The organism is Paenibacillus sp. FSL M8-0334 (assembly GCF_038000405.1).
GTDB classification, from domain to species: Bacteria; Bacillota; Bacilli; order Paenibacillales; family Paenibacillaceae; genus Paenibacillus_AQ; species Paenibacillus_AQ campinasensis.
In genome coordinates this window covers 1,521,147-1,541,634 of the sequence record NZ_JBBOCH010000001.1, presented here as the reverse complement: position 1 = coordinate 1,541,634, position 20,488 = coordinate 1,521,147, and the positions used below count along the sequence as shown (strand labels likewise).

The window sequence follows — 20,488 nt, the reverse complement described above, 5'->3', positions numbered from 1 at the left end:
CGGAAGGGCGCTTTTTATATAAGGATGCAAGAAAGAGATCGAAAAAGCGCGGGAAATGTTGGATCTTATCATTTAACGTTCAGCTAATAAATACCCCGGTTTTATCAAATATTTTCGCTGTGTAATATGGAAATAAATGTTTCCCTAAAAATGTAAACGCTTAATATGAAGCGCTTTCAGAAGAAAACTCGTGAATTTCTGCGGAAATTGTGGTTTAATGGACAAGGGAAAAGGATTATGGCCATTTTTGTAGTATTGAAAAATGTTAGGTTTGCATAAACGCAAGACGATAAAATTGTAAACCGCATCATGTTAACGAAAAGGGAGATTGGGAGATGCATGTTCGTTCCTTTCAGTTGAGTGATTGTAACCCGGTAACAGAACTTCTGCGAATCGCTTTGTCGGAAGAATGCTACGAGAATACGATGAAGCCCTTCTCAAGACAACTCGCTTGGGACTCGGACCTGATTATGGTAGCGGAAGAAGACGGGGAAATCGTCGGTGCCTTGATCGGCACGATTGAGCGCAATCATGGTTGCTATTACCGCATAGCCATTCATCCTGATCATCGCAGAAAGGGAATTGGCAAAGCGCTTGTTTCGGCTATGGAGCAACGCTTTCAATCGCGCAAGGTCAGCCGGATCCTCGTTGCGGGTGATGAGCACAATGCTGCCGCTATGCCATTTTATGAGGCTCTGGGTTACGGAGCTAACCAAATCCTGAAGTCGTTCCAGAAGCTTAGCATCGTGAGCCAACAATAGGTACATATCGCGAAAATAAGCCCCTAGAACAGCAGGCCTGCAGGCTTCCATAGAGACATGAATGGACCGTTAAACAATATGAGCATATCTTTCAGCCGTTGCAAATGGGTGGGAGATATGCTTTTCTATTAATGTACCTGTATTTGGGTGAAGGCATCGTCTTCCGGTGCTTCCCAGGTGAAAAAGACACAAGGAAGGTGTATTATGGAACAAGTAATTCCACCGGAATCTCCCAATCGCGGAGAGGGTAACGGTCCTGAGAATCCTAAGACCGGCAGTAATGGATGGGCTACGGAGCTGTGGGACTGGATCAAGACGATTGCTATTGCATTTGTTATCATGGTGCTTCTTAATATGTATGTTTTCAATCTGTCCATGGTAAAAGGGGAGTCGATGCAGCCTACGCTGGTGGCATCGGAGCGACTGTTCATTAATAAAGTGGTGTATCATTTCTCCAAGCCTGCGCGAGGAGATGTTGTTGTGCTGAAAGATCCGAGCCAAGGGCCGGACAAGAAGGAATTTCTGGTGAAGCGTATTGTTGGCGTTCCGGGGGATACCATTGAAGTGAAGAACCAGAAGCTGTATGTCAATGGTGAAGCCCAGGTGGAATCGTATACGGATGTTCCGATTGAAGATCCCGGTTTCCAGCCGGTTACGCTGGAGGAAGGCCACTACTTTGTAATGGGGGATAACCGCCATCTTGGAAAGAGCAAGGACAGCCGCATGTTCGGAAGTGTGAAGGAATCCGACATTGTTGGCCGGGCGGAGTTCATCTTCTGGCCGATTTCGGAAATTAAAAAATTATAACGCTGTTTCTCAAACGGTGAAAGGAGGCGCTGGAGAATGACAGACAGACTAGGCTCTTACGCTCCTCCGCCTTCGGTTTGGGAGGAATTGAAAGCGGAGCTGAAGCAGGCTGCGCCGGAGCTCGGCATTGATGATATCGGATTCGCTTCAGCGGAACCGTTCGTGTCGCTGAAGTCCATCCTGCAGCAGCATCGTGATAAAGGCTATGAGTCCGGCTTTGAAGAGCCGGACCTGCACAAGCGGGTGACGCCTATGCTCCCGGGGACCGAGCCGGCGTCACTTATTGCGATTGCGGTGGCTTATCCGTCGAAGATGGCCAATCCGCCGAAGTCGGAGCCCGGCAAATATCGGGGCATTATGGCCCGGTCAGCGTGGGGGCGGGATTACCATCATGTGCTTCGGGAGGCGATGAGCCGTCTGGAAGCTTTTATTCGTGAGCGAGTGCCTGATGCGGTGCTCGAGAGCATGGTGGATACAGGCGCGCTGGTCGATCGCGCTGTAGCGCAGCGGGCGGGCATCGGCTTTAGCGCCAAAAACTGTGCGATCATCTCCCCGAAGTATGGATCATGGATTTACTTGGGCGAGATGGTGACGAATATCCCGTTTCCGCCGGATACGCCGGTTACCGAGGACTGCGGCGAATGCACGAAATGCATTGATGCCTGCCCGACTGGCGCGCTCGTCGGACCCGGGCAGCTTAATAGCCAGCGCTGCATATCCTTCCTTACCCAGACGAAGGGATTCCTGGACGAGGAGGTTATGCGCAAGATCGGCAACCGGCTGTATGGCTGCGACACTTGCCAAATCGTCTGCCCGAAGAACCGGGGGAAGAACTGGGACCATCATCCGGCGCTTCAGCCTGATCCGGAGAAGGCGAAGCCGCTCTTGCTGCCGATTCTGGATCTGAGCAACCGCGAATTCAAGGAAACTTACGGGGATACGGCGGCGGCCTGGCGAGGCAGAAAGCCGATCCAGCGCAACGCTGTAATTGCGCTTGGCAACTTTAGAGACGCTTCGGCAGTACCGAAGCTTAGCGAGGTGCTGCTGAAAGATCCGCGCCCGGAGCTGCGCGGTACCGCTGCGTGGGCTCTGGGCCGAATTGGAGGCGAAGAAGCAATGAACAACTTAGAGAAAGGCATGGCTTCCGAACAAGACAGTCAGGTTCGGAACATGCTGCAGCAAGCCTTATCCAAATTGAAATCGGCATCGAATACCGATACACCGGCTGCGGAACATGAGCAGGCGGGATCGCAGACTGACAATGCGGAAGCGCACGGCGCTTCCGGACAAGGGGGAGCACAGCAAGGCAGCGGCCCGGCTGATGCGCCTGTTCAGGGAGCCGAGCCGATGGCCGTCCCGGAAGGCGGTCCGGAGATGATCTATTATGATGAGATCCAATCGCCCGTCGGGCCATTGACGCTGTGCGCAACCGACAAAGGCCTGTGCTTGATTGAATTCGGCAGCTTTTATGTAAAGGAAGCCGTCATTCAGCAATGGTCCCGGACCTGGGCCGGCAACGGCGGGTACAAGCGGGATCCGGAGCGGCTTGCTCCGGCAGCGCAGCAGCTTAAGCAGTATTTTGCCGGTGAATTGAAGGCGTTTGATCTGCCGCTTGATATGCGGGGCACCTCCTTCCAGCTCCAGGTATGGGAGGCGCTCAAGGCCATTCCTTACGGTTCGGTGCGCTCATATAAAGACATTGCGGAGTCGATTGGACGTCCGAAGGCGGTGCGGGCGGTCGGCGGCGCAAACAACAAGAACCCGATTCCGATTGTGGTACCATGTCACCGCGTGCTCGGGGCGGACAACTCTCTGATCGGTTACGGCGGCGGGGTGGAGCTTAAGCGAACACTGCTGGTGCTTGAAGGAGCTATTGCCGATCGGTAGAAGGGAACACGGCTTGTCTTTACTGAAATATGCCTAGCGGCATATTTCTTATTTGCCGTCTTTTAGAGGACATGCTATGATAGGTTCGTCGTATATGCGACAACGAGTGGAGAATATTAGTGTCTAAAGGTGGTCAAGTGATGCATATTGTCATTCCGATTATCACGTTAATTGTGGGTTTGGTGGCCGGATTTTTCATCGGTGCGTTTTATTTGCGGAAGCAATTGGAGAAAATGCAGAGTGATCCGGAAATGCTGCAGAAGATGGCGAAGCAAATGGGCTATAATATGAACAGCAAACAGATGCAGCGCGCACAGCAAATGATGAAGAATCAACCGCTTCCTGGCAAAGGGCAAGGTCGCAAACGTAAATAATCATGACAGAAGCGTCAATCCCGCTTGAAGCATGGGGCGGTGGTGGCCGCTTCTCTTTATAAATACCGCTAACAGCGGAAATGTTGCCCGTTGTATTCGGAAACGGAAGGAGGATGTACCGTGTCAGGCGTTAAAGACTACGTTAATCATAAAGTGGGTCAGCATCGTGAGCAGATTGAATATCATGTAGAGCAGATACTGAAGCTGATCGGTGAAGATCCAAGTCGGGAAGGACTGCTCGAAACCCCTGCAAGAGTGACCCGAATGTACGAGGAAATTTTTGCAGGGTATGAAGTGGACCCGAAAGACGTTCTGGGTGTTACCTTTGACGAGAACCATGAAGAGCTGGTGATCGTGAAGGATATTGTGTATTACAGCCAGTGTGAGCACCATATGGCGCCGTTCTTCGGCAAGGTTCATATCGGCTATGTACCGAGCGGTAAAATTGCCGGGTTGAGCAAGCTGGCCCGTCTGGTGGAGGCCGTTACCCGCCGCCTGCAGGTACAGGAGCGGATTACAGCGCAGATTGCGGATATTATGGTTGAAGCGCTGCAGCCTAATGGCGTGATGGTTGTTGTGGAAGGGGAGCATCTGTGCATGTGTGCACGGGGCGTGAAGAAGCCTGGAAGCAAAACCGTGACCTCTGCCGTTCGCGGAACGTTCCAGAGCGATGCTGCGCAGCGTGCCGAGTTTCTGTCCTTGATCAAGGACTGAGTGGGTCATATATTCATAAGGAAGGGCTTTGCCTGTGATGGCAAAGCCCTTTTTGGTGTGTGCAGCTGGATGCGAAAGCTAGAATGTCAGGGAGCGAATCCCCAGTATATGTTTTGACATGGAAGACGCAGAGGCATCCGCAGCGGTGCCCTGGGTAGGTCCTGCTTCAAGAGGCGCCATCCACACGCTTCATCTCCTGCACGTACTGCACCAGCACTCTTTTTTGCTGTTCAATGTCCTGGATGCGGCGAGCGATTTCGGTGAAGAACACCTCGATCTCATCGCGCAGCAGCAGAGCCGATTGTCCTTTCCAGTCCTGCAGACGGGCGTACAGCATGCGCGCCTCCCGCTCATCGGCCTGTATCGCTGCCAAAAGCCCGGTCAGCTCGCGCTCGGCCTGCAGCAAATCGTCCAGCTCGAGTAATATTTCCCGGTTCATATAATCCCTCCCCAGGGGTTAGTTGAAGGTTGTTAGCTGCTGCGATCCGTTCGCTCGAACAGATCGGCTTTATAACTGATGTAGTTCACGATATCGGTCGTGTGCTGCAAATGCCACTGGCTCATCGACACAATCGAGGCATCCAGCTGCTGTACGATCGGCTGCAGCCGCCGGCTGTGGCTGGAGTTCAAGTATCGGGCAAGACGCTGGCGAATGCCCTGCAGCTCGTTGTGACTGTGCTGGGCGTGGGCTCTCCACCGTTCGGCCACATTTCTTAGCTCGGCTGGCGTCACCTGAATCGTCCCGGCTGAGAGGCCTGCCAGACCGCCGGTTAAAGACCAAGGCATCGCTTGGCCAAACAGGCTCAAGGCAGGGTAGCCGCTCGCCCATGGCGCTCTTGAGAAGTCAACCCGTTTATCGGTTGCTCCATCGTACAGCGGGTTGGAGATATACCCGTTCTCGAACTGGTAGCGGTCCAGCTGATGATAGTTCGGTCCGCCGAGGGTATTGGCGATTTTGTCCTTGATGCTCAAGCCGTCGTTAGCCTCTCTATAACTGGAATCTATGTAGTAGGTGGAGCCGACATGCCCCTCATACCCACCGAACGCTCCGCTGGCGATAATGTCGCCCGGGTGGGCATAGTTCACGATCAGGTCGTTAAATTCGCCGTTCTCGGCTCTTCTTCGGTATTCGGGAGACAAGCTTCCGATGACGGAGGGAGCACTGAAGGTGACGGCCGGTATGCCGGTATAGGCTGCTGCGTACTGCGCGTTCGCGCCTCCCAGCGAGTGTCCGGTCATCGAGAAATCGAAATTTTTGTATTTCTTCTGCATGTCCTTGGCATAATCCTCAGCCTGGTACAGCTGGTTTTTGCCAATAAAATCAGTGGTCTTGTCCCACTTGCGCGATTGTTCGCCGAACCAGTCCTTGACCGTGGTAAGGCCAACCGTATCCTCGATCTTCGTTAGATGTTCATCAAACGGGCGCTTGACCTCGGTTTTTCGCTTGATCTCGTTGATGCCGATGCCGGCATCGGTGATGTAATCGGGAACGGATGCGCTCAGCCCCTCGCTGCCCTCGGTGCCGCGGTAAGCGATGACCGCTTCACCGGAGTTGCGGTTGACGAAGGTGACGGCATCGAAGCCGGATACCCGATAGCTTTTCGTATCCTCGAGAACTTCCCAGCCTGGAAGATCCCCGATCTGTTCACCTTCCTTCAGATCCTTGTACGCGAGTCTGGATAACTTCTGATATGTTTCATCATCTACCATCTTGCGGTCCTCCGAATGAATACATTATTTCGAGCCTTGAGCCTCAAGCGCTTCTTTCAATTGCGGGCTCATGACAAAATTCTTGGTCTCCTGTGTGTTGAAATTGACGGACAGATTGAAGGTCTGGTCCTCATGCCCTTGTACATAGCCTTCAACATCAATTTCATCCGCAACATAGGAAGGGACCTTCTTGGCACCGGTAATCTGGACCTCGAGGCCGTACTCCTCCCGGAAGTGCTTGATCACCGTTTCCTTGGCTTGTTCAAGCAAGGCTTCCTCCTCTGTTGCAGGTGTTACCTGGCCCCCATTATTCGGGGATTCATGGGCGTTCATGCTTTGGCAACCTCCTAATACGATCGTAAATAACATCCCTATCGCAAGCAGCATCCGGAATCCGGAGCGAGTGCGGCTCGGCATAACCCTATCATCCCCTTGATATTCATCGATTGGCTTACCGGTATCATAATCCAGTATTCAGGTCCATTCAACGGGAGAATTAACCAGAAATTTGGTGAATTAGGCCTAAGATTGGATTGTGTCCCTGGACCTGGATGTTGCGGCTTCTCGGAGAGACGAGCCTCGGCATAGTTCATGAGGAGAAGGAAGCCCGCCCCACGCTTACCGCTAGCGAGAAGGGCAGGCTGTACTCTGCTTAATACCCCGTTATGCGAAGTTTGAAGCATCGGTTATGCAAGACTACTGGAATTTCCTTATCAGAATGGCGGCCACTTCAGAGTACGGGCGTGGCGGAAGCGCTCGGCCACCTCAGGCCAGTACACGATATTCCACCAGCTCCGAATATAGTCGGCGCGCTTGTTCTGATATTTCAAATAATAGGCATGCTCCCATACATCCAGCGCGAGGAGCGGGACGACATCCCACTGGGATAAATTCTGATGCTTCTCGGCCTGAAGAATTTCCAGGCGATGGCTGCGCGGGCTCCAGACGAGGATGGCCCAGCCGGAGCCTTCGACTTTGTCGGCAGCTTCGGTGAAGTGCTTCTTGAAACGCTCGAAGCTTCCGAAGTCTTGATTGATCTGCTGAGCGAGTTCCCCTGTCGGCGCACCTCCGCCTTTCGGGTTCATAATGCTCCAGAAGATCGTGTGCAGATAATGACCGGCTCCATGGAATGCCAGCTCGCGTTCCCAGTGCTTCACCAGCTCGAAGTTGCCGGTTTTGCGCGCTTCCTCAAGTTTGTTCTCCGCGTTGTTGAGCCCGTCTACATAGCTTTGGTGATGGGCATCATGATGCAGGCGCATGGTAGCCTCATCAATATGGGGCTCCAGCGCATTGTACGGGTACGGAAGCGGCGGCAGCTTGTGCCCGCCTATCGGAACAGGCTTGCTGCCCGCCGGGCCATAGACCGAGCCAGGACCGTTACCGCCGGGCGCATGATCCGAGGCGGCCCGGGCCTCGGCCTCGGCTTCCCCCTCGGCCCGGGCATCCGCCGTGGCAGCTGCCTTGGCGGGCTCCGTGGCTGCCGATATCGCCGCAGCCGGGGCGTTGCTGCCCGTCCCCTCAGGGGCAGAGGTGATCCCCGCCTCTAGGGTGTCCGATGGATGCGGCGCGGCGTCCTGGGCAGCCTGGGGAACTTGGATTTCGGCCCGAGGCGGGTGGAGCGTCTGCTCCGACTTGGCGCTCGCCATCCATCGTTCAAGCGCTCCAGGAGCATTCAAGGGCTCGAGCACGCGCAGGAAATACTCGGATTCGCGAATAATGTGCAGCAGCACCTTGTCAGCCAGCGGCACCTGTTGTACAGCCGAGCTGGCATTTCGCAAGTCATGCAGCTGGCGGATGAAATGCTGGGATTGGTCAAAGGATACCCTGAGCAGCTGTTCCACCTGGCTGATCAGCGGAGCAGGGATCGAAGCGCTGTGATGCAGGACCTGGCGGAGAAGTCCGTCGGCGGCTCTTTCCGTCTCCGCAAAGACGACATGCCATTCATTGAGGAGCTTGACGTAAGGCTGTTCCAGTGTCGGCACAATCGCCTGAATGACGTCTGTATGCTCCATCTCTTGCTGTTTCCAGAAGCGGATCTCTTCCAGGATCCGTGCGGGGAGTTTGGTTCCGTAAATATATAACATTCTTCCTTCCCTCCTGTTCCTGTGCTCACTATAAATACTGTATTCGCAGGCAGGCTTGTACTATGAGACAGGATTCAATAAATAACCCCGCTGTCGAATGCATGACAGCGGGGAAGGGAATTGGGCTTCATTAAGTGCCTTCAGGAACCGGCAGTTTGTCGAGAAAGGTAGATACACGCCGTAAATATTCGCGTGTATGCGCCCGGTAGATCAGCTCGTGATGAGCATCCTCCACGATCCACACATCCGAATCCTCATGGCTCTGATTGGCGGCAATTTTCTCGGCGATCGGATAAGGGGCTTTGTCGTCGAGCGTGCCGTGGATGAACAGGATCGGGAACGGATAATCATGGCGTCTCACTTCGCTATATGGAATCTGGTCGAGACTGGTGCCGTTCAGTACCGGGAACAGCAGCTCCAATATTTCAAGTGATGGATGTCTCGGCAGATTAATGTGATTTTGGATATTATGGTACAGTGTGTCCGGCTCAAGCAGGAATGTGCTGTCCAGAATCATGGCGTCCACATCCTTGGTGTCAAGGCCTGCCTGAAGCGCGGTTCCGGCCCCCATCGAGAAGCCCCATACGACAATCTGCTTCGCACCGCGCTGCTTCGCTTGCTCGATCGCGCCCAGAAGCTGCCTGCGCTCTTCCTTGCCGCCTGTCGCCGCTGCGCGGCTGGTCTGGGAGGCAAATCCGTAATCAAACATGAGGACGTTAAAATTCATGTTGTGGGCGTAATGGGCAATATCGTACATCGGAACCCAGGTCTCTTCCCGGTTGGCCCCATAGCCGTGGCTCAGCACAATCGTTCTTGTGGAATCCTTGGCAGGGATATACCAGCCGTCCAATTCGCGCTTCCCATCGATGGAATGAAAGGTGATGTTCTCATAATTCATATCCTTGGCTAGCTTCGGATTGGAATAGAGCGGAGCGACCGTCGGGTTAGACAACACCCAGGCGATATAGGCATGGAGCGCAATAAAGCAGAAGATAAGGAAAAAGACGACCGAAAGAACAAGAGCGAGTGCGATATGCTTGAATCGAACCAGGCTGGGTGACAGCTCGGTTGGATTGTTCGTTTGGGAGAGTGGGGCGTTTCTACCAGTAATCATGCTCATGTCTGGCCCCTCCTTACCATATATAAATTCCTTAACATGAAAAAGGCTGTTTGTATCATCGTATGCCGGGCAGTAATGAAAGTCAATCGATATCCATAGATTGTTAGACAACTGTAATGTCTATGAATGCGGTTTACTTCTGGGCCATTTTTTCATATAATTCTTGTAACCAGGTTTCATGTAATGAAACGCGAGAGGAGCAGGTCGGTATGGAGGACCGCAAATTGACTGTGCGTGCCGTTGAACGGGCATTGGATATATTGCTGTGTTTCACGAAGAGCAAGGAGCTGGCGCTAACAGAGATTGCATCGTTGATCGGACTTCATAAAAGCACGGTACACCGGCTGATGGCTACGCTGGAGGATAAAGGATTTGTCGTTCGCAACAGCGAGACGGAGAAGTACCGCCTTGGCTTGAAAATATGGGAGTTGTCTGTGCATATGTCACAGAGCGACGATCCGGCAGCGAGGCTGCTGCCTGCCATGGAATCGCTGCGCGACCGGCTCGGAGAGACGGTCAGCCTATATTTAAGGGATGGCGCAGAGCGGATACGTATTCAGGCAGTGCAGAGCAACCAGGCCATTCGCCGGGTCGCCCAGGTCGGGGCCAGGCTGCCGCTTTCCGTTGGGGCTTCGAGCAAGGTGCTGGTCGCCTTTGCTGCGCCGGCGGATCAGGAGGAGCTGTTAAACGCCCCGGATTGGCCTGAATCGGTAGATCGGGACGCGTATCGGAAGCAGCTGGTGGATATCATTCAGGATGGCTATGCCATCAGCATGGAGGAGCGCGAGCCGGGTGCAGCGGCTGTTGCGGTGCCGATCTTTGATCGGAACGGGAAGGTGGCTGCCGCGCTGTCTATGTCCGGGCCGGTGACCCGGCTGTCGGCGGAGAAGCTGCGCGAATATGCCCCGATCTTGAAAGAAGCAGCGCATGAGATGGGAATGATGATTTAGAACATGAATAATGAATAGGGCCTCAGTCTTCCATGCTACAGTGGAAGCTGAGGCCCTTCGTATTATTGGGCCGGCCAGATACTTCTGGCTGGCCTTTAGGTGCTTGTACCGCCCCGGGGCTTGGTGAGGGCTTTGAGTATCGTTTTATCTGGCTAACAGCGTCACTAGCACAATCAGGACAATCGGGGCCAGAAGGATCAGCCAGCCCAGCGGATGGGCGTGATTGATCGTCCAGCCGACGCCCATTCTTTTCTCCACGAACAGGGAAGGGTCCTGGCGGTTGAAGTAGAAGAGACCGAGCTTCCAGTGTCTATCGTCATTCGGATGATATGTCGAAGGCGAAGCATCCGGCGTTCTTCCGATCCGGCTTCCGCCTTGGCCGGTTGTGATCGTCAGCCCTAACGCGGCAACGACAATGACGACAGGGATGATCAGGCTGACAACCGTGAGCAGATTCGGATCCAGCTGAAGCACCATGTTCACCTGAATACAGGAGAAGAGCAGCACAATCAACAGGCCGGACATGATGCTGAACAGGGACCATCTTCTGCGGAAGATGGTGTTTCGCGCTTTGGACTGCTCCGGGCGATTCGGGTCAAGCTGCTGCTTGCTGTTCCCGATAGACCAGTTGATCATCAGGAATACCAAGATCATAATGACCTGCAGAATGTTCGGAAGGAACACATTCAGGTAAGACTTGGCGGCTGTCTGCGTGACATTGCCGGCAAAATCGAATTTCATCGCCAGCGTATCCGGGATCCGGTCGTAATATGTCAGCGTCCAGACGGCGCTAATCCCGGCGATGGCGGCGTGGATGAGAAACCACAGGTTGCTCAGCACCAGCTTCGTATTGCGGAAGCTGGTATCTACCGCGACGATCTGACGCTGCGGGGAGGACTGAGGGAGCGTCTCCTTGATCGTTTTGGCCATGAAGTGAAAGCGCAGGTACAGGAACGTATGAAATACAAGCATGGCAGTAATGCAGACAGTCAGGAGCCATCCTTGCCCGTTCATGTCCAGGCGTATCATGCCGGTCAGGGAAGCTGCGAATATCAGCGCGTAGCCGATGCAGCTGATCCGGATGAACCTTCTGCGCAGACGGTTCAGCGGCTCGCTGCGGTTCATCTCCTCACTGACAGAGACGCCGAAGCTGATGGTTTCCCTGGTGAATAGAGGCATAAAAGCCAGCGTTAGCGCTATGGGAACAAGTAGACAAGTCAATACTAAAGCGGCTGCGAAATTCATGGGGCATCCTTCCTTTCATTGGTTGTAATGTGGCTGTATAGGTCATGGACGACGGCCAGCAGCTGCTGCTCATTCATGCCGCGGCAGATCGCTTCCGCGATAATCGGCCGCAGCTGGGCATCGCGCCGATGTGCGTAATCGCTAGTCATGCCAGGCAGTGCGTCAGGCTGAACGACAACGCCTTTTTGCCGGTGAATCTGAATGAAGCCCTCCTGTTTCAACAGCGTGTATGCTTTATTCACCGTGTGCAGGTTAATGCCGATATCAGCGGCCAGGCTGCGAACAGAGGGGAGCGGCTCGCCCGGCTGGAGACGGCCGCTGGCTATGCCTTCGATAATCTGGTTCATCAATTGGGTGTAGATCGGAGTGTCCGACTGGAGATCCAGCTCAATAATCACAAGATGCTCACCGTCCCGTTCGTGGTATAGTTCTAACTGTTATATTTATAGTATAACAGATGGAACAAAAAATATATAGATGAAACTATAAAAAAGGAATGCCCGATTTATGATCGGGCATTCCTTAACGTGTATTATGGCTTGCGCTTTGCCTGCGATTCCTTCATTTTCTGATTCAGTATTTCCTGAAAGGTCGGTTTAGCGTCATTGGCCTTTTTGCTTGCGGATATATAGTACGGTCTAGGATATTGATAGTGATAAGGCATAAGATGATGGATTTTGATCATAGCGGTAGTCCTCCCATAGCCGCCAGGGATATAAACGGCCTTTACAAGGATATAACCCGCATGGCCCGCAGCGAAACCCCTTGTCTGAAATTCAGGAAGATCGCATTACGGAATAAACAAAATCCCCGGCATCCGGTCATGGATGCTGGGGATATATGCCTAGAGCCTGTGTTTGGATGTTAGGAGTACGAATGACCTGCTTATTGGTTCGAAGCGATCATTTGACGGAGCACCGTTTGCAGGATGCCGCCGTTATGGTAGTAATCCACATCAACCATGCTGTCAAGACGAGCGGTTACAGGGAATTCGAACTTCGTGCCGTCCTCGCGGGTAGCGACCACCTTCAGCTCTTGCCCTGGCTTGACGTCATTGCTCAGCCCTTCGATATCAAAGGTTTCACGTCCGGTCAGCCCAAGGCTCTTCCAGCTCTGGCCATCCTGGAACTGGAGCGGAAGCACGCCCATGCCGACGAGGTTGGAACGGTGAATCCGTTCGAAGCTTTCAGCCAGAACCGCCTTGACGCCGAGGAGGAAGGTTCCTTTGGCAGCCCAGTCACGGGAGCTTCCGGTACCGTACTCTTTACCGGCGATAACGATCAGGTTCTGTCCGCCAGCCTGGTAGTTCATCGAAGCATCATAGATCGACATCACTTCCTCGGTAGGCAGGTATGTTGTCACACCACCCTCGGTTCCAGGCGCAACCTGGTTGCGGATCCGGATGTTCGCGAATGTACCGCGCATCATGACCTCATGGTTACCGCGGCGGGAGCCGTAGGAGTTGAAGTCCTTGCGTTCCACACCGTGCTCGGTCAAGTATTTGCCTGCCGGGCTGTTCACCGCAATGTTGCCTGCTGGCGAAATGTGGTCGGTCGTTACGGAATCGCCGAGAAGGGCGAGTACGCGAGCCTGCTTGATGTCCTGAATGTCAGACAGCCCGTTGCCCAGTCCTTCGAAGAACGGCGGGTTCTGAATGTAAGTGGACTTGTCGTCCCACTCATACAGTTCGCCTTCCGGAACAGGGATCTGGTTCCAGCGCTCGTTGGCAGTAAATACATTTTCGTACTTCTTGCGGAATGCGTCTGCGCTGACGGACAGTCCGATCGCTTCGCGAATTTCCGCGCTTGTAGGCCAGATATCCTTCAGATATACAGGCTGGTTGTTCGGATCGTAGCCGATCGGATCGTTCTGGAGGTCGATATTGACCGTACCTGCCAGTGCGTAAGCAACTACGAGCGGAGGAGAAGCCAGATAGTTCGCCTTCACCTGTGCATGCACGCGGCCTTCGAAGTTCCGGTTACCGGACAGCACGGCAGCTACCGTCATGTCGTTGTCAGCGATCGCTTCGCTTACTTCGTCCGGAAGCGGACCGGAGTTACCGATACATGTTGCGCAGCCATAACCAGCTACATAGAAACCGAGTGCTTCAAGGTACTGGAGCAATCCGGCTTTCTCCAGGTAGTCGGTAACGACGAGGGAACCCGGAGTCAAGCTGCTCTTCACGTAACCTGGCTTCGTCAGGCCGCGCTCCACCGCTTTTTTCGCAAGGAGACCGGCACCGAGCATAACGCTAGGGTTTGAAGTGTTCGTGCAGCTTGTAATTGCCGCGATAACTACGGCGCCTGTACCCATAGTGCTCTTGCTTCCGTCTTTATGGGTAACTTCAACCTTCTGCTCGATTTTCTCATCGCTCAGACCATAGCCGCCCTTCTCGATCGGGGTGCGGATGATGTTGTTGAAGTTCTCTTTCATTTGGGTCAGCTCGATGCGGTCCTGAGGACGCTTCGGACCAGCCAAGCTTGGTACAACCGAAGCCAGATCCAGCTCGATCACATCGGTAAACTCCGGATCCGGCGTATCCGCTGTGCGGAACATGTTCTGCGCTTTGTAATAATTCTCAACGAGCGCTACCTGCTCATCGGTACGGCCGGTGTTGCGAAGGTAAGCCAACGTCTCGTCATCGACAGGGAAGAAGCCGATCGTAGCGCCGTATTCCGGAGCCATGTTAGCAACCGTTGCACGGTCAGCCAGGCTGATGTTCGCAAGGCCAGGGCCGTAGAACTCCACGAATTTGCCGACAACGCCCTTTTTGCGGAGCAGTTCCGTTACAGTCAGGGCAAGGTCAGTTGCCGTTGCGCCTTCCGCAAGGCTGCCTGTCAGTTTGAAGCCGATAACCTCAGGGGTTACAAAATAGAGCGGCTGACCGAGCATGCCGGCTTCAGCCTCGATACCGCCAACGCCCCAGCCGACAACGCCAAGACCGTTGATCATGGTCGTATGGGAGTCCGTACCTACGAGGGAGTCAGGGAAGACCAGCGTTTCGCCGTCAACAGTCTTCGTGGCGGCAACCGATGCGAGATACTCCAGGTTAACCTGGTGAACGATCCCTGTTCCCGGCGGCACCGCACGGAAGTTGTTGAATGCGGTTTGAGCCCAGCGCAGGAAGCGATAGCGCTCTTCGTTACGCTCAAATTCAACCTTCATATTGTATTCCAGTGCCTGATCGGTACCGAACGCGTCAACCATGACGGAGTGGTCGATGACAAGGTCAACCGGAACGAGCGGGTTGATCTGCTTCGGATCTCCGCCGGCTTTCTTAACGGTGTCACGCATAGCCGCCAGGTCAACAACGACCGGTACGCCGGTGAAGTCCTGGAGAACGATACGAGCTGGAATGAATGGGATTTCCTTATTGCTGCCTAGACCTTCATTCCATTTGGTCAGCAGTTTGACATGATCTTCGGTAATTGCCCGTCCGTCAAATTGGCGGACAGCTGCTTCAAGCAGTACCCGGATAGAGAAAGGCAGCTTGGAGATTTGGCCAAGTCCTTGCTCTTCGAGGGCCTGCAGGCTGAAATAGCGGTATTCCTTGCCCCCTACCGTAAGATTACGGGAGATAGAGAACTGATCCTTTACTGGCATACATGATCCTCCTTGTGTGCTGTCAATCTGGCTGTAGTTCCACCAGATGAAACTCAATTTCAAAATTCAACATACTTTAAGTATAACGTTTTCACCCCTGTACGTAAAGTTTTTTTTGAGAGATCGAGAAGCCCGATTTTGTAGACATACTGCCTGATTCAGGGCGTATTTCAAGGCTTCGGGGACGCGGGGAAGATAGAGGAAAGGAAGCGGTAGTGAAGCCTATTCGGAAGGAGGTTCATAGCAGAGCGGATTACTTCATATAGTTGTGATAGGGAATAGGGCTGATGTTGAAGGAGGGAATGGCAATGAGCAGCGTAACGGAAGCGGAACAGCCGTGGAAAAACGCATTATATACCTATGTCAATCAGTATAATCAGAACCGGATTGATTACTCCTCAGGGCTGAAAGAGCAGATCGTCACAGACCTGGATTATTTAATGGAACGCGGAGAGCGCCAGTCTCGTCTGGCGGCGTGGTTTGAGGAAAGAGGCGTATTGCCGCTGAAGAGCGAGACTCGGGCGAAGCTGCAGCGCGTCGTGCATGAAACCGAGGATAGCGTTACCGTGGACGTAAGGCTTCACAGCCTGTTTTATTATGATAAAAGAGGGGTGACCCACCGGGAGGACACCATTCAGTTGGAGCGGCTTACGCTTGTGCGGGACGGGGATTCCTGGCTTATCGTCGGTATCGAGCGCTTGTCGGACGAACGCCATCCCGCTTGGAATCTGGAGGCCAAGACAGAGGCTAGCGGCGGGGAACCGCTCCCTTCAATTCCGCTGCTGAATAACCGCGTATATGCCGGAGGCAGTCATCCCAGATCGGGGCGATATGACCGCGAAGCCGCGGCTGCTTATGCGGACCGCTGGTGGGATTCCGGCAATCCGGAGTTTGCCGTATTCGATGTGAATTGCACGAATTATGTCTCGCAATGCCTCTTTGCAGGCAAAGCCCCAATCCACTATACTGGTAAAAGAGAAACGGGTTGGTGGTATAAAGGCTATATCAATAAGCGCGAGTGGTGGAGCTATAGCTGGGCGGTATCCAACAGCCTGGCCATTTATTTAGGCACCAGTGCATCCGGGCTTCGGGGCGAGCTCGTGGAGCGGCCCGAGCAGCTCATGCTTGGCGATGTAATTCTGTATGACTGGAACGGAGACGGGGCTTATCAGCACAGCACCATCGTGACCGCGTTCGATGCAGAGGGGATGCCTCTGGTGAACGCACATACGGTCAGCAGCCGGCACCGCTACTGGGATTACCGGGATTCTTATGCATGGAACGATCGGACGCAGTATCGTTTTTACCATATCCCTGATGAATTTTAAGGATAGATCATTAGCTCCGCTGTAAAAGGATGAAAGCCGTTTACGCATGGGAGACAGCATGAACAAGCTGCATTACGGACAAGAGAGAGGTTGACATGGGACAGAACAAATTGACGGTTGGTTTGGTATACGGCGGGAAATCGGGGGAGCACGAGGTTTCGCTCTCGACGGCATTTGCCGTGATGAACGCGTTTGATTATGAGAAGTACGAGATCCTCCCTTTTTATATTACGAAGCAGGGAACGTGGAAGGTAGGCGCAGTCATGTCCGCTCCTTTCTCGGAGCAGGAAGAGCTGAAGCTTTCGCAAGGGGAAGGAACTGAGGCGGCGCTGAATGCCGTATTCAGCCGGCTCTATGGCAGCGAGCAGCCGAAGGTCGACATCATGTTCCCGCTTTTGCACGGAACGTTTGGCGAGGACGGCACGATTCAAGGACTGTTCGAAATGGCGGACATTCCTTATGTCGGAACCGGCGTGCTGGCATCGGCAGCAGGCATGGACAAAGTAGTGATGAAAAAGCTGTTCGAGATCGCCGGACTGCCGCAATGCGATTACGACTATTTCAATCGCACCCAGTGGAATCGCAGCCAGCATGATGTGCTTCAGAGCATTGAGGATAAGCTGGGGTACCCCTGCTTTGTCAAGCCGGCGAATCTGGGGTCGAGCGTCGGCATATCCAAGGCGAAAGACCGGGAGCAGCTGACCAGCGCGATCGAAACGGCGCTGAAATTCGATAACAAGATTATCGTCGAGCAATTTGTGGATGCCCGTGAAGTGGAGGTCAGCGTGCTTGGCAATGATGAGCCGATGGCATCCGTGCCGGGTGAAATCGTCTCTTCCAGCGAATACTATGACTATGCTGCCAAGTACACCGACGGACAATCGCAGATGCAGATTCCGGCGAGCATTGATCCGGATACGGCCGATCGGCTGCGCGAGCTGGCGATCCAGGCATTCAAGGCGATTGAAGGCAGCGGCATTACCCGCGCCGATTTCTTCATCCGTCGCTCGGACGGCGCGATTATGATCAATGAAGTCAATACGATGCCTGGCTTTACACCGTTCAGTATGTATCCGCTGCTGTGGAGAGAGACAGGTGTCTCCTACCGGGAGTTGCTCGACCGAATGATTGAGCTAGGCCTTGAGCGCTACAACAGCAAGCAGTCCCTGGTATATGAGAATCAATTCTAATAGAAGTTGAATAAAGCCCATTCATCCGTGCTGGACAGCATAACGGCCGGAAGCGAAGGCGAAGAGGGGCTGAAGAAGCAAGGCGCTCGCCTATGTCCCCTTTCAAGTTCCACCGCCAAGGCGATAAGTGAAGAAATCTGGATCCAGGAGCGATCCGAAGTCCAGCTGGTTTGTTCCGCAATCTATGGAATTTGTACATGTGCAGTCAAGCCGAAGAAGGTTTATCATGGTGTACAAGGAATAACAATATAGATAACGCCGGGGGGAGTCCGTCTATTGCAGCGGCTCCCTTTGAGTATAAATTTATAACGAAAGGAAGCTGGCACATGGGATTTCAAACCGAGTTCAATTCCGTTTGCAAGTTCAAGAATGAGCAGGAGCTGTACGAGCTGTTGGAGTATGGACGGGGGAAGATGCTGAAGCAGGGCCTTCGGGTGTTTCCAACCGGACAGAAAGTGATCGCTTACTCTCCGGACAATGTTGCGGTGGCGATCGTGCGGATTACGGCATGTGTTGCCGAGATTAATTTTCAGGGACAGGAAGTGACGTCGGTGGAGCTGCAGCTTGTGCGCAGGCTGACGGAAGAAGAGTCCAAGATGCAGACCGCGCTCGCCCATGAAATGTTCTTCGGAGACCATGCGTGATTGTCCGCTTCGGCTATGTGGCTATGTCAACCGTTATTGAGAATGCATCGCCTTCCAGGACGATGACCATGAAAAGTTTCTCAAAGCTTGAGGACAGGGAGGCAGGCCTGCGAAAGCTTGAACGGATCGCGAATGAGAACCTCCACAATACGCTCCGTCTGCTCAAGCATAACGAGGCCCATGACATCAAGGTCTACCGCTTTTCCTCCAAGCTGATTCCACTGGCGACACATCAGGACATGCAGGATTGGGATCCGTTCCCGGCCCTGTCGGCAGGATTCTTGGAGATAGGCAGCTACGTTAAGCGACAGAAGATGCGGGTGTCCTTTCATCCGGATCATTTCACGGTGCTCAGCACCCCTAGACCCGAAGTGTTGCGGAATTCAATCGGCGACTTGAAGCAGCATGTACGCATGCTGAAGGCGATGGGGCTTGACGCCGACATGAAGAATAATATACATATCGGTGGCGCGTATGGAGACAAGCCTTCCGCTGCGGCGAGATTTGTGGAGCATTTTCACGAACTTGACCAGGAGATCAAGGAGCGCCTGACGCTCGAAAATGATGATAAAACCTTCACGGCCAAGGAGACGCTGGCGGTATGTGAAGCAACCGGATTGCCGATGGTGTTGGACCTTCATCACCAATGGGTAAATCATGATGGGGAGTCGCCGGCGGATCTGTGGCCGCACATTGTGCAGACATGGACCACCCCGCTTGCTCAGGCGGGCTCACAGCCTGACCACCCGCTTCCGCCCAAGATTCACGTGTCCAGTCCCAAAAGTCCGTCAGATCCCCGCAGTCATGCGGATGAGGTGGAGGTGGCACCGCTTCTGGGCTTCCTTCGGAGCATCGCCGGAACAACCTCCAGGCTGGATGTCATGATAGAGGCCAAGAGGAAGGACGGAGCGCTGTTTAAGCTGATGGAGGATCTGGCAGGCTATCGCGAAGAGGGCGTTGAAATCGTAAATGGGGCTTCGGTTCGGATTGAACCGTGAGCGCTGGATTAGGTCTAGTCAAGTAAAACTATAGGTTGCAAAATTATGGAAATTAAGGTACGTTTGTGTAAAGGCCTGACGGTCTATCTACCATTTTGTATCCGAATAGAATGTAGCCCTTACCTACGGGGGATGAAGTGAATACGATGTAATATCATAGATTGATATAGAAAGTAGAGTGAGCCATTTGAACGAGAAGGATAAAGTACCTTATGTAGTCAGCAGCAAGAGTTACACGGCTGTGGCGATCAATTGCGCCGCGAAGGCGGGCGAGTGGATCAAAAGCAGACTTGGCACGGTTGCGCAGCTCAGCACCAAGACATCCGCTCAAGATTTGGTGACAGAGGTCGATAAGGGCGCAGAGCAGATGATCCGTAAACTGATCCTGACCCATTTCCCTGATCATGCGATCCTGGGAGAGGAAGGGGTAGAGCCGGGGCCGGAGGCTTCGGCCCAAGCGCTGGAGGCCGCCCGTCAGGAAGAGTATTTATGGATCATTGACCCGGTGGACGGAACGACGAATTTCGTGCACGGCTTTCCGTTCTTCTCCGTATCCATTGCGCTTGTGCATCGGGGTGAAGTGATCGTCGGTGTCATCTATGATCCTTCCCGGGATGAGCTGTTCGTGGCGGAGAAGGGCAAGGGCGCTTATGTTCATGGCAATCCGACCGAGGTATCGAAGGAAGAGAAGCTGTCAAGCAGCTTGATTGCCACAGGCTTTCCGGTGGAAACGTCAACGCTCCTGCCGCAAAATATGGCCGCGCTTCAGGCGCTGGTGCCGAAGGTTCGCAATGTCAGAGCCGGAGGATCGGCAGCCCTTCATATGGCCTATGTCGCCGCAGGGCGTCTGAGCGGATTCTGGGAGGTCGGCCTGAATGCATGGGATATTGCGGCAGGCTCCTTGCTCATTCAGGAATCCGGCGGCACGGTAACTGATCTGAATGGCCGTCCGTACGAGCTATCCGTGCGCAATGTCGTCGCAACCAATGGGCGCATTCACAATGCGATCCTGGATGTACTGAAGGAAGCAAGCACCGGGAGCTGAAGCCGGAAATAGAGTCGAAAACTGGGAT

At 53.6% G+C, this 20,488-nt stretch carries 20 protein-coding genes; 11 read left to right on the top strand and 9 right to left on the bottom strand.

Features of this window, described 5'->3' with window-relative positions; genetic code table 11:
• Positions 1-335 precede the first annotated feature (335 nt).
• From MKX64_RS06690 to folE, 5 genes are all read left to right on the top strand, one after another.
• A complete protein-coding gene (locus tag MKX64_RS06690) occupies positions 336-761 on the top strand; it encodes a GNAT family N-acetyltransferase (RefSeq protein ID WP_095266010.1) in 426 nt (141 codons plus the stop codon).
• A gap of 204 nt (positions 762-965) precedes the next feature.
• Entirely contained in the window at positions 966-1,568 is a 603-nt protein-coding gene (gene lepB, locus MKX64_RS06685) for a signal peptidase I (protein WP_095266011.1), read from the top strand.
• Positions 1,569-1,604: 36 nt separating this feature from the next.
• A complete protein-coding gene (gene queG / locus MKX64_RS06680; RefSeq protein WP_341035568.1) occupies positions 1,605-3,455 on the top strand; it encodes a tRNA epoxyqueuosine(34) reductase QueG in 1,851 nt (616 codons plus the stop codon).
• A gap of 140 nt (positions 3,456-3,595) precedes the next feature.
• Positions 3,596-3,829, top strand: coding sequence for a YneF family protein (locus tag MKX64_RS06675; protein ID WP_095266013.1), 234 nt, complete (start codon positions 3,596-3,598; stop codon positions 3,827-3,829).
• Positions 3,830-3,949: 120 nt separating this feature from the next.
• A complete protein-coding gene (gene folE, locus MKX64_RS06670) occupies positions 3,950-4,543 on the top strand; it encodes a GTP cyclohydrolase I FolE (protein WP_095266014.1) in 594 nt (197 codons plus the stop codon).
• Positions 4,544-4,709: 166 nt separating this feature from the next.
• Here folE and MKX64_RS06665 read toward each other — a convergent pair whose 3' ends face one another.
• The 5 genes from MKX64_RS06665 to MKX64_RS06645 all read right to left on the bottom strand — a co-directional run bounded on the left by MKX64_RS06665 (position 4,710) and on the right by MKX64_RS06645 (position 9,457).
• A complete protein-coding gene (locus MKX64_RS06665) occupies positions 4,710-4,982 on the bottom strand; it encodes a hypothetical protein (RefSeq protein ID WP_095398577.1) in 273 nt (90 codons plus the stop codon).
• Between the two features lie 32 nt (positions 4,983-5,014).
• Positions 5,015-6,253 (bottom strand): lipase family protein, encoded by a 1,239-nt coding sequence (locus MKX64_RS06660; protein WP_341035566.1) that lies wholly within the window; start codon positions 6,251-6,253, stop codon positions 5,015-5,017.
• 24 nt (positions 6,254-6,277) lie between these two features.
• The gene (locus MKX64_RS06655) at positions 6,278-6,586 is read right to left on the bottom strand and encodes a hypothetical protein (protein WP_095266017.1); all 309 of its coding nucleotides are present in this window, start codon (positions 6,584-6,586) and stop codon (positions 6,278-6,280) included.
• 380 nt (positions 6,587-6,966) lie between these two features.
• A complete protein-coding gene (locus tag MKX64_RS06650; RefSeq protein WP_341035565.1) occupies positions 6,967-8,337 on the bottom strand; it encodes a Fe-Mn family superoxide dismutase in 1,371 nt (456 codons plus the stop codon).
• A gap of 130 nt (positions 8,338-8,467) precedes the next feature.
• Positions 8,468-9,457 carry an alpha/beta hydrolase gene (locus MKX64_RS06645; RefSeq protein ID WP_155618781.1) on the bottom strand — a complete coding sequence of 330 codons (990 nt, stop codon included), beginning with the start codon at positions 9,455-9,457 and terminating at the stop codon, positions 8,468-8,470.
• Between the two features lie 209 nt (positions 9,458-9,666).
• Between MKX64_RS06645 and MKX64_RS06640 the strand changes: the two genes are divergently transcribed.
• The gene (locus tag MKX64_RS06640; protein WP_095266020.1) at positions 9,667-10,407 is read left to right on the top strand and encodes an IclR family transcriptional regulator; all 741 of its coding nucleotides are present in this window, start codon (positions 9,667-9,669) and stop codon (positions 10,405-10,407) included.
• A gap of 144 nt (positions 10,408-10,551) precedes the next feature.
• Here the strand turns inward: MKX64_RS06640 and MKX64_RS06635 are convergent, their stop codons facing one another.
• From MKX64_RS06635 to acnA, 4 genes are all read right to left on the bottom strand, one after another.
• Positions 10,552-11,652, bottom strand: coding sequence for a DUF1648 domain-containing protein (locus MKX64_RS06635; protein ID WP_341035564.1), 1,101 nt, complete (start codon positions 11,650-11,652; stop codon positions 10,552-10,554).
• A complete protein-coding gene (locus MKX64_RS06630; protein ID WP_095398581.1) occupies positions 11,649-12,050 on the bottom strand; it encodes a GntR family transcriptional regulator in 402 nt (133 codons plus the stop codon). Before MKX64_RS06630 ends, MKX64_RS06635 begins: the two co-directional genes overlap by 4 nt.
• Positions 12,051-12,184: 134 nt before the next feature.
• Positions 12,185-12,337 carry a hypothetical protein gene (locus MKX64_RS06625; protein WP_176475578.1) on the bottom strand — a complete coding sequence of 51 codons (153 nt, stop codon included), beginning with the start codon at positions 12,335-12,337 and terminating at the stop codon, positions 12,185-12,187.
• Between the two features lie 200 nt (positions 12,338-12,537).
• On the bottom strand, positions 12,538-15,255 hold the full coding sequence (gene acnA / locus MKX64_RS06620) for an aconitate hydratase AcnA (RefSeq protein WP_095398582.1): 2,718 nt from the start codon (positions 15,253-15,255) through the stop codon (positions 12,538-12,540).
• A gap of 308 nt (positions 15,256-15,563) precedes the next feature.
• Here acnA and MKX64_RS06615 point away from each other — a divergent pair, with 308 nt between their 5' ends.
• From MKX64_RS06615 to MKX64_RS06595, 5 genes are all read left to right on the top strand, one after another.
• Positions 15,564-16,583: an amidase domain-containing protein gene (locus MKX64_RS06615; RefSeq protein ID WP_095266024.1), complete on the top strand. Its 1,020-nt coding sequence runs from the start codon at positions 15,564-15,566 to the stop codon at positions 16,581-16,583.
• 95 nt (positions 16,584-16,678) lie between these two features.
• Positions 16,679-17,773, top strand: coding sequence for a D-alanine--D-alanine ligase (locus MKX64_RS06610; RefSeq protein ID WP_095398583.1), 1,095 nt, complete (start codon positions 16,679-16,681; stop codon positions 17,771-17,773).
• A gap of 326 nt (positions 17,774-18,099) precedes the next feature.
• Positions 18,100-18,417, top strand: a complete 318-nt coding sequence (locus MKX64_RS06605) for a hypothetical protein (RefSeq protein ID WP_095266026.1) — start codon at positions 18,100-18,102, stop codon at positions 18,415-18,417.
• The gene (gene uvsE / locus MKX64_RS06600; RefSeq protein ID WP_095266027.1) at positions 18,414-19,415 is read left to right on the top strand and encodes a UV DNA damage repair endonuclease UvsE; all 1,002 of its coding nucleotides are present in this window, start codon (positions 18,414-18,416) and stop codon (positions 19,413-19,415) included. The genes MKX64_RS06605 and uvsE overlap by 4 nt, the downstream gene beginning before the upstream one ends.
• Before the next feature lie 187 nt (positions 19,416-19,602).
• The gene (locus MKX64_RS06595; RefSeq protein WP_155618779.1) at positions 19,603-20,460 is read left to right on the top strand and encodes an inositol monophosphatase family protein; all 858 of its coding nucleotides are present in this window, start codon (positions 19,603-19,605) and stop codon (positions 20,458-20,460) included.
• Positions 20,461-20,488: the final 28 nt, after the last annotated feature.

Bases quoted from the DNA above. Each gene is read 5' to 3' on its own strand.
- MKX64_RS06690 (WP_095266010.1), top strand. From the start codon at position 336: ATGCATGTTCGTTCCTTTCAGTTGAGTGATTGTAACCCGGTAACAGAA.
- lepB (WP_095266011.1), top strand. From the start codon at position 966: ATGGAACAAGTAATTCCACCGGAATCTCCCAATCGCGGAGAGGGTAAC.
- queG (WP_341035568.1), top strand. From the start codon at position 1,605: ATGACAGACAGACTAGGCTCTTACGCTCCTCCGCCTTCGGTTTGGGAG.
- MKX64_RS06675 (WP_095266013.1), top strand. From the start codon at position 3,596: ATGCATATTGTCATTCCGATTATCACGTTAATTGTGGGTTTGGTGGCC.
- MKX64_RS06665 (WP_095398577.1), bottom strand. From the start codon at position 4,982: ATGAACCGGGAAATATTACTCGAGCTGGACGATTTGCTGCAGGCCGAG.
- MKX64_RS06660 (WP_341035566.1), bottom strand. From the start codon at position 6,253: ATGGTAGATGATGAAACATATCAGAAGTTATCCAGACTCGCGTACAAG.
- MKX64_RS06655 (WP_095266017.1), bottom strand. From the start codon at position 6,586: ATGAACGCCCATGAATCCCCGAATAATGGGGGCCAGGTAACACCTGCA.
- MKX64_RS06650 (WP_341035565.1), bottom strand. From the start codon at position 8,337: ATGTTATATATTTACGGAACCAAACTCCCCGCACGGATCCTGGAAGAG.
- MKX64_RS06645 (WP_155618781.1), bottom strand. From the start codon at position 9,457: ATGAGCATGATTACTGGTAGAAACGCCCCACTCTCCCAAACGAACAAT.
- MKX64_RS06640 (WP_095266020.1), top strand. From the start codon at position 9,667: ATGGAGGACCGCAAATTGACTGTGCGTGCCGTTGAACGGGCATTGGAT.
- MKX64_RS06635 (WP_341035564.1), bottom strand. From the start codon at position 11,652: ATGAATTTCGCAGCCGCTTTAGTATTGACTTGTCTACTTGTTCCCATA.
- MKX64_RS06625 (WP_176475578.1), bottom strand. From the start codon at position 12,337: ATGATCAAAATCCATCATCTTATGCCTTATCACTATCAATATCCTAGA.
- acnA (WP_095398582.1), bottom strand. From the start codon at position 15,255: ATGCCAGTAAAGGATCAGTTCTCTATCTCCCGTAATCTTACGGTAGGG.
- MKX64_RS06615 (WP_095266024.1), top strand. From the start codon at position 15,564: ATGAGCAGCGTAACGGAAGCGGAACAGCCGTGGAAAAACGCATTATAT.
- MKX64_RS06610 (WP_095398583.1), top strand. From the start codon at position 16,679: ATGGGACAGAACAAATTGACGGTTGGTTTGGTATACGGCGGGAAATCG.
- MKX64_RS06605 (WP_095266026.1), top strand. From the start codon at position 18,100: ATGGGATTTCAAACCGAGTTCAATTCCGTTTGCAAGTTCAAGAATGAG.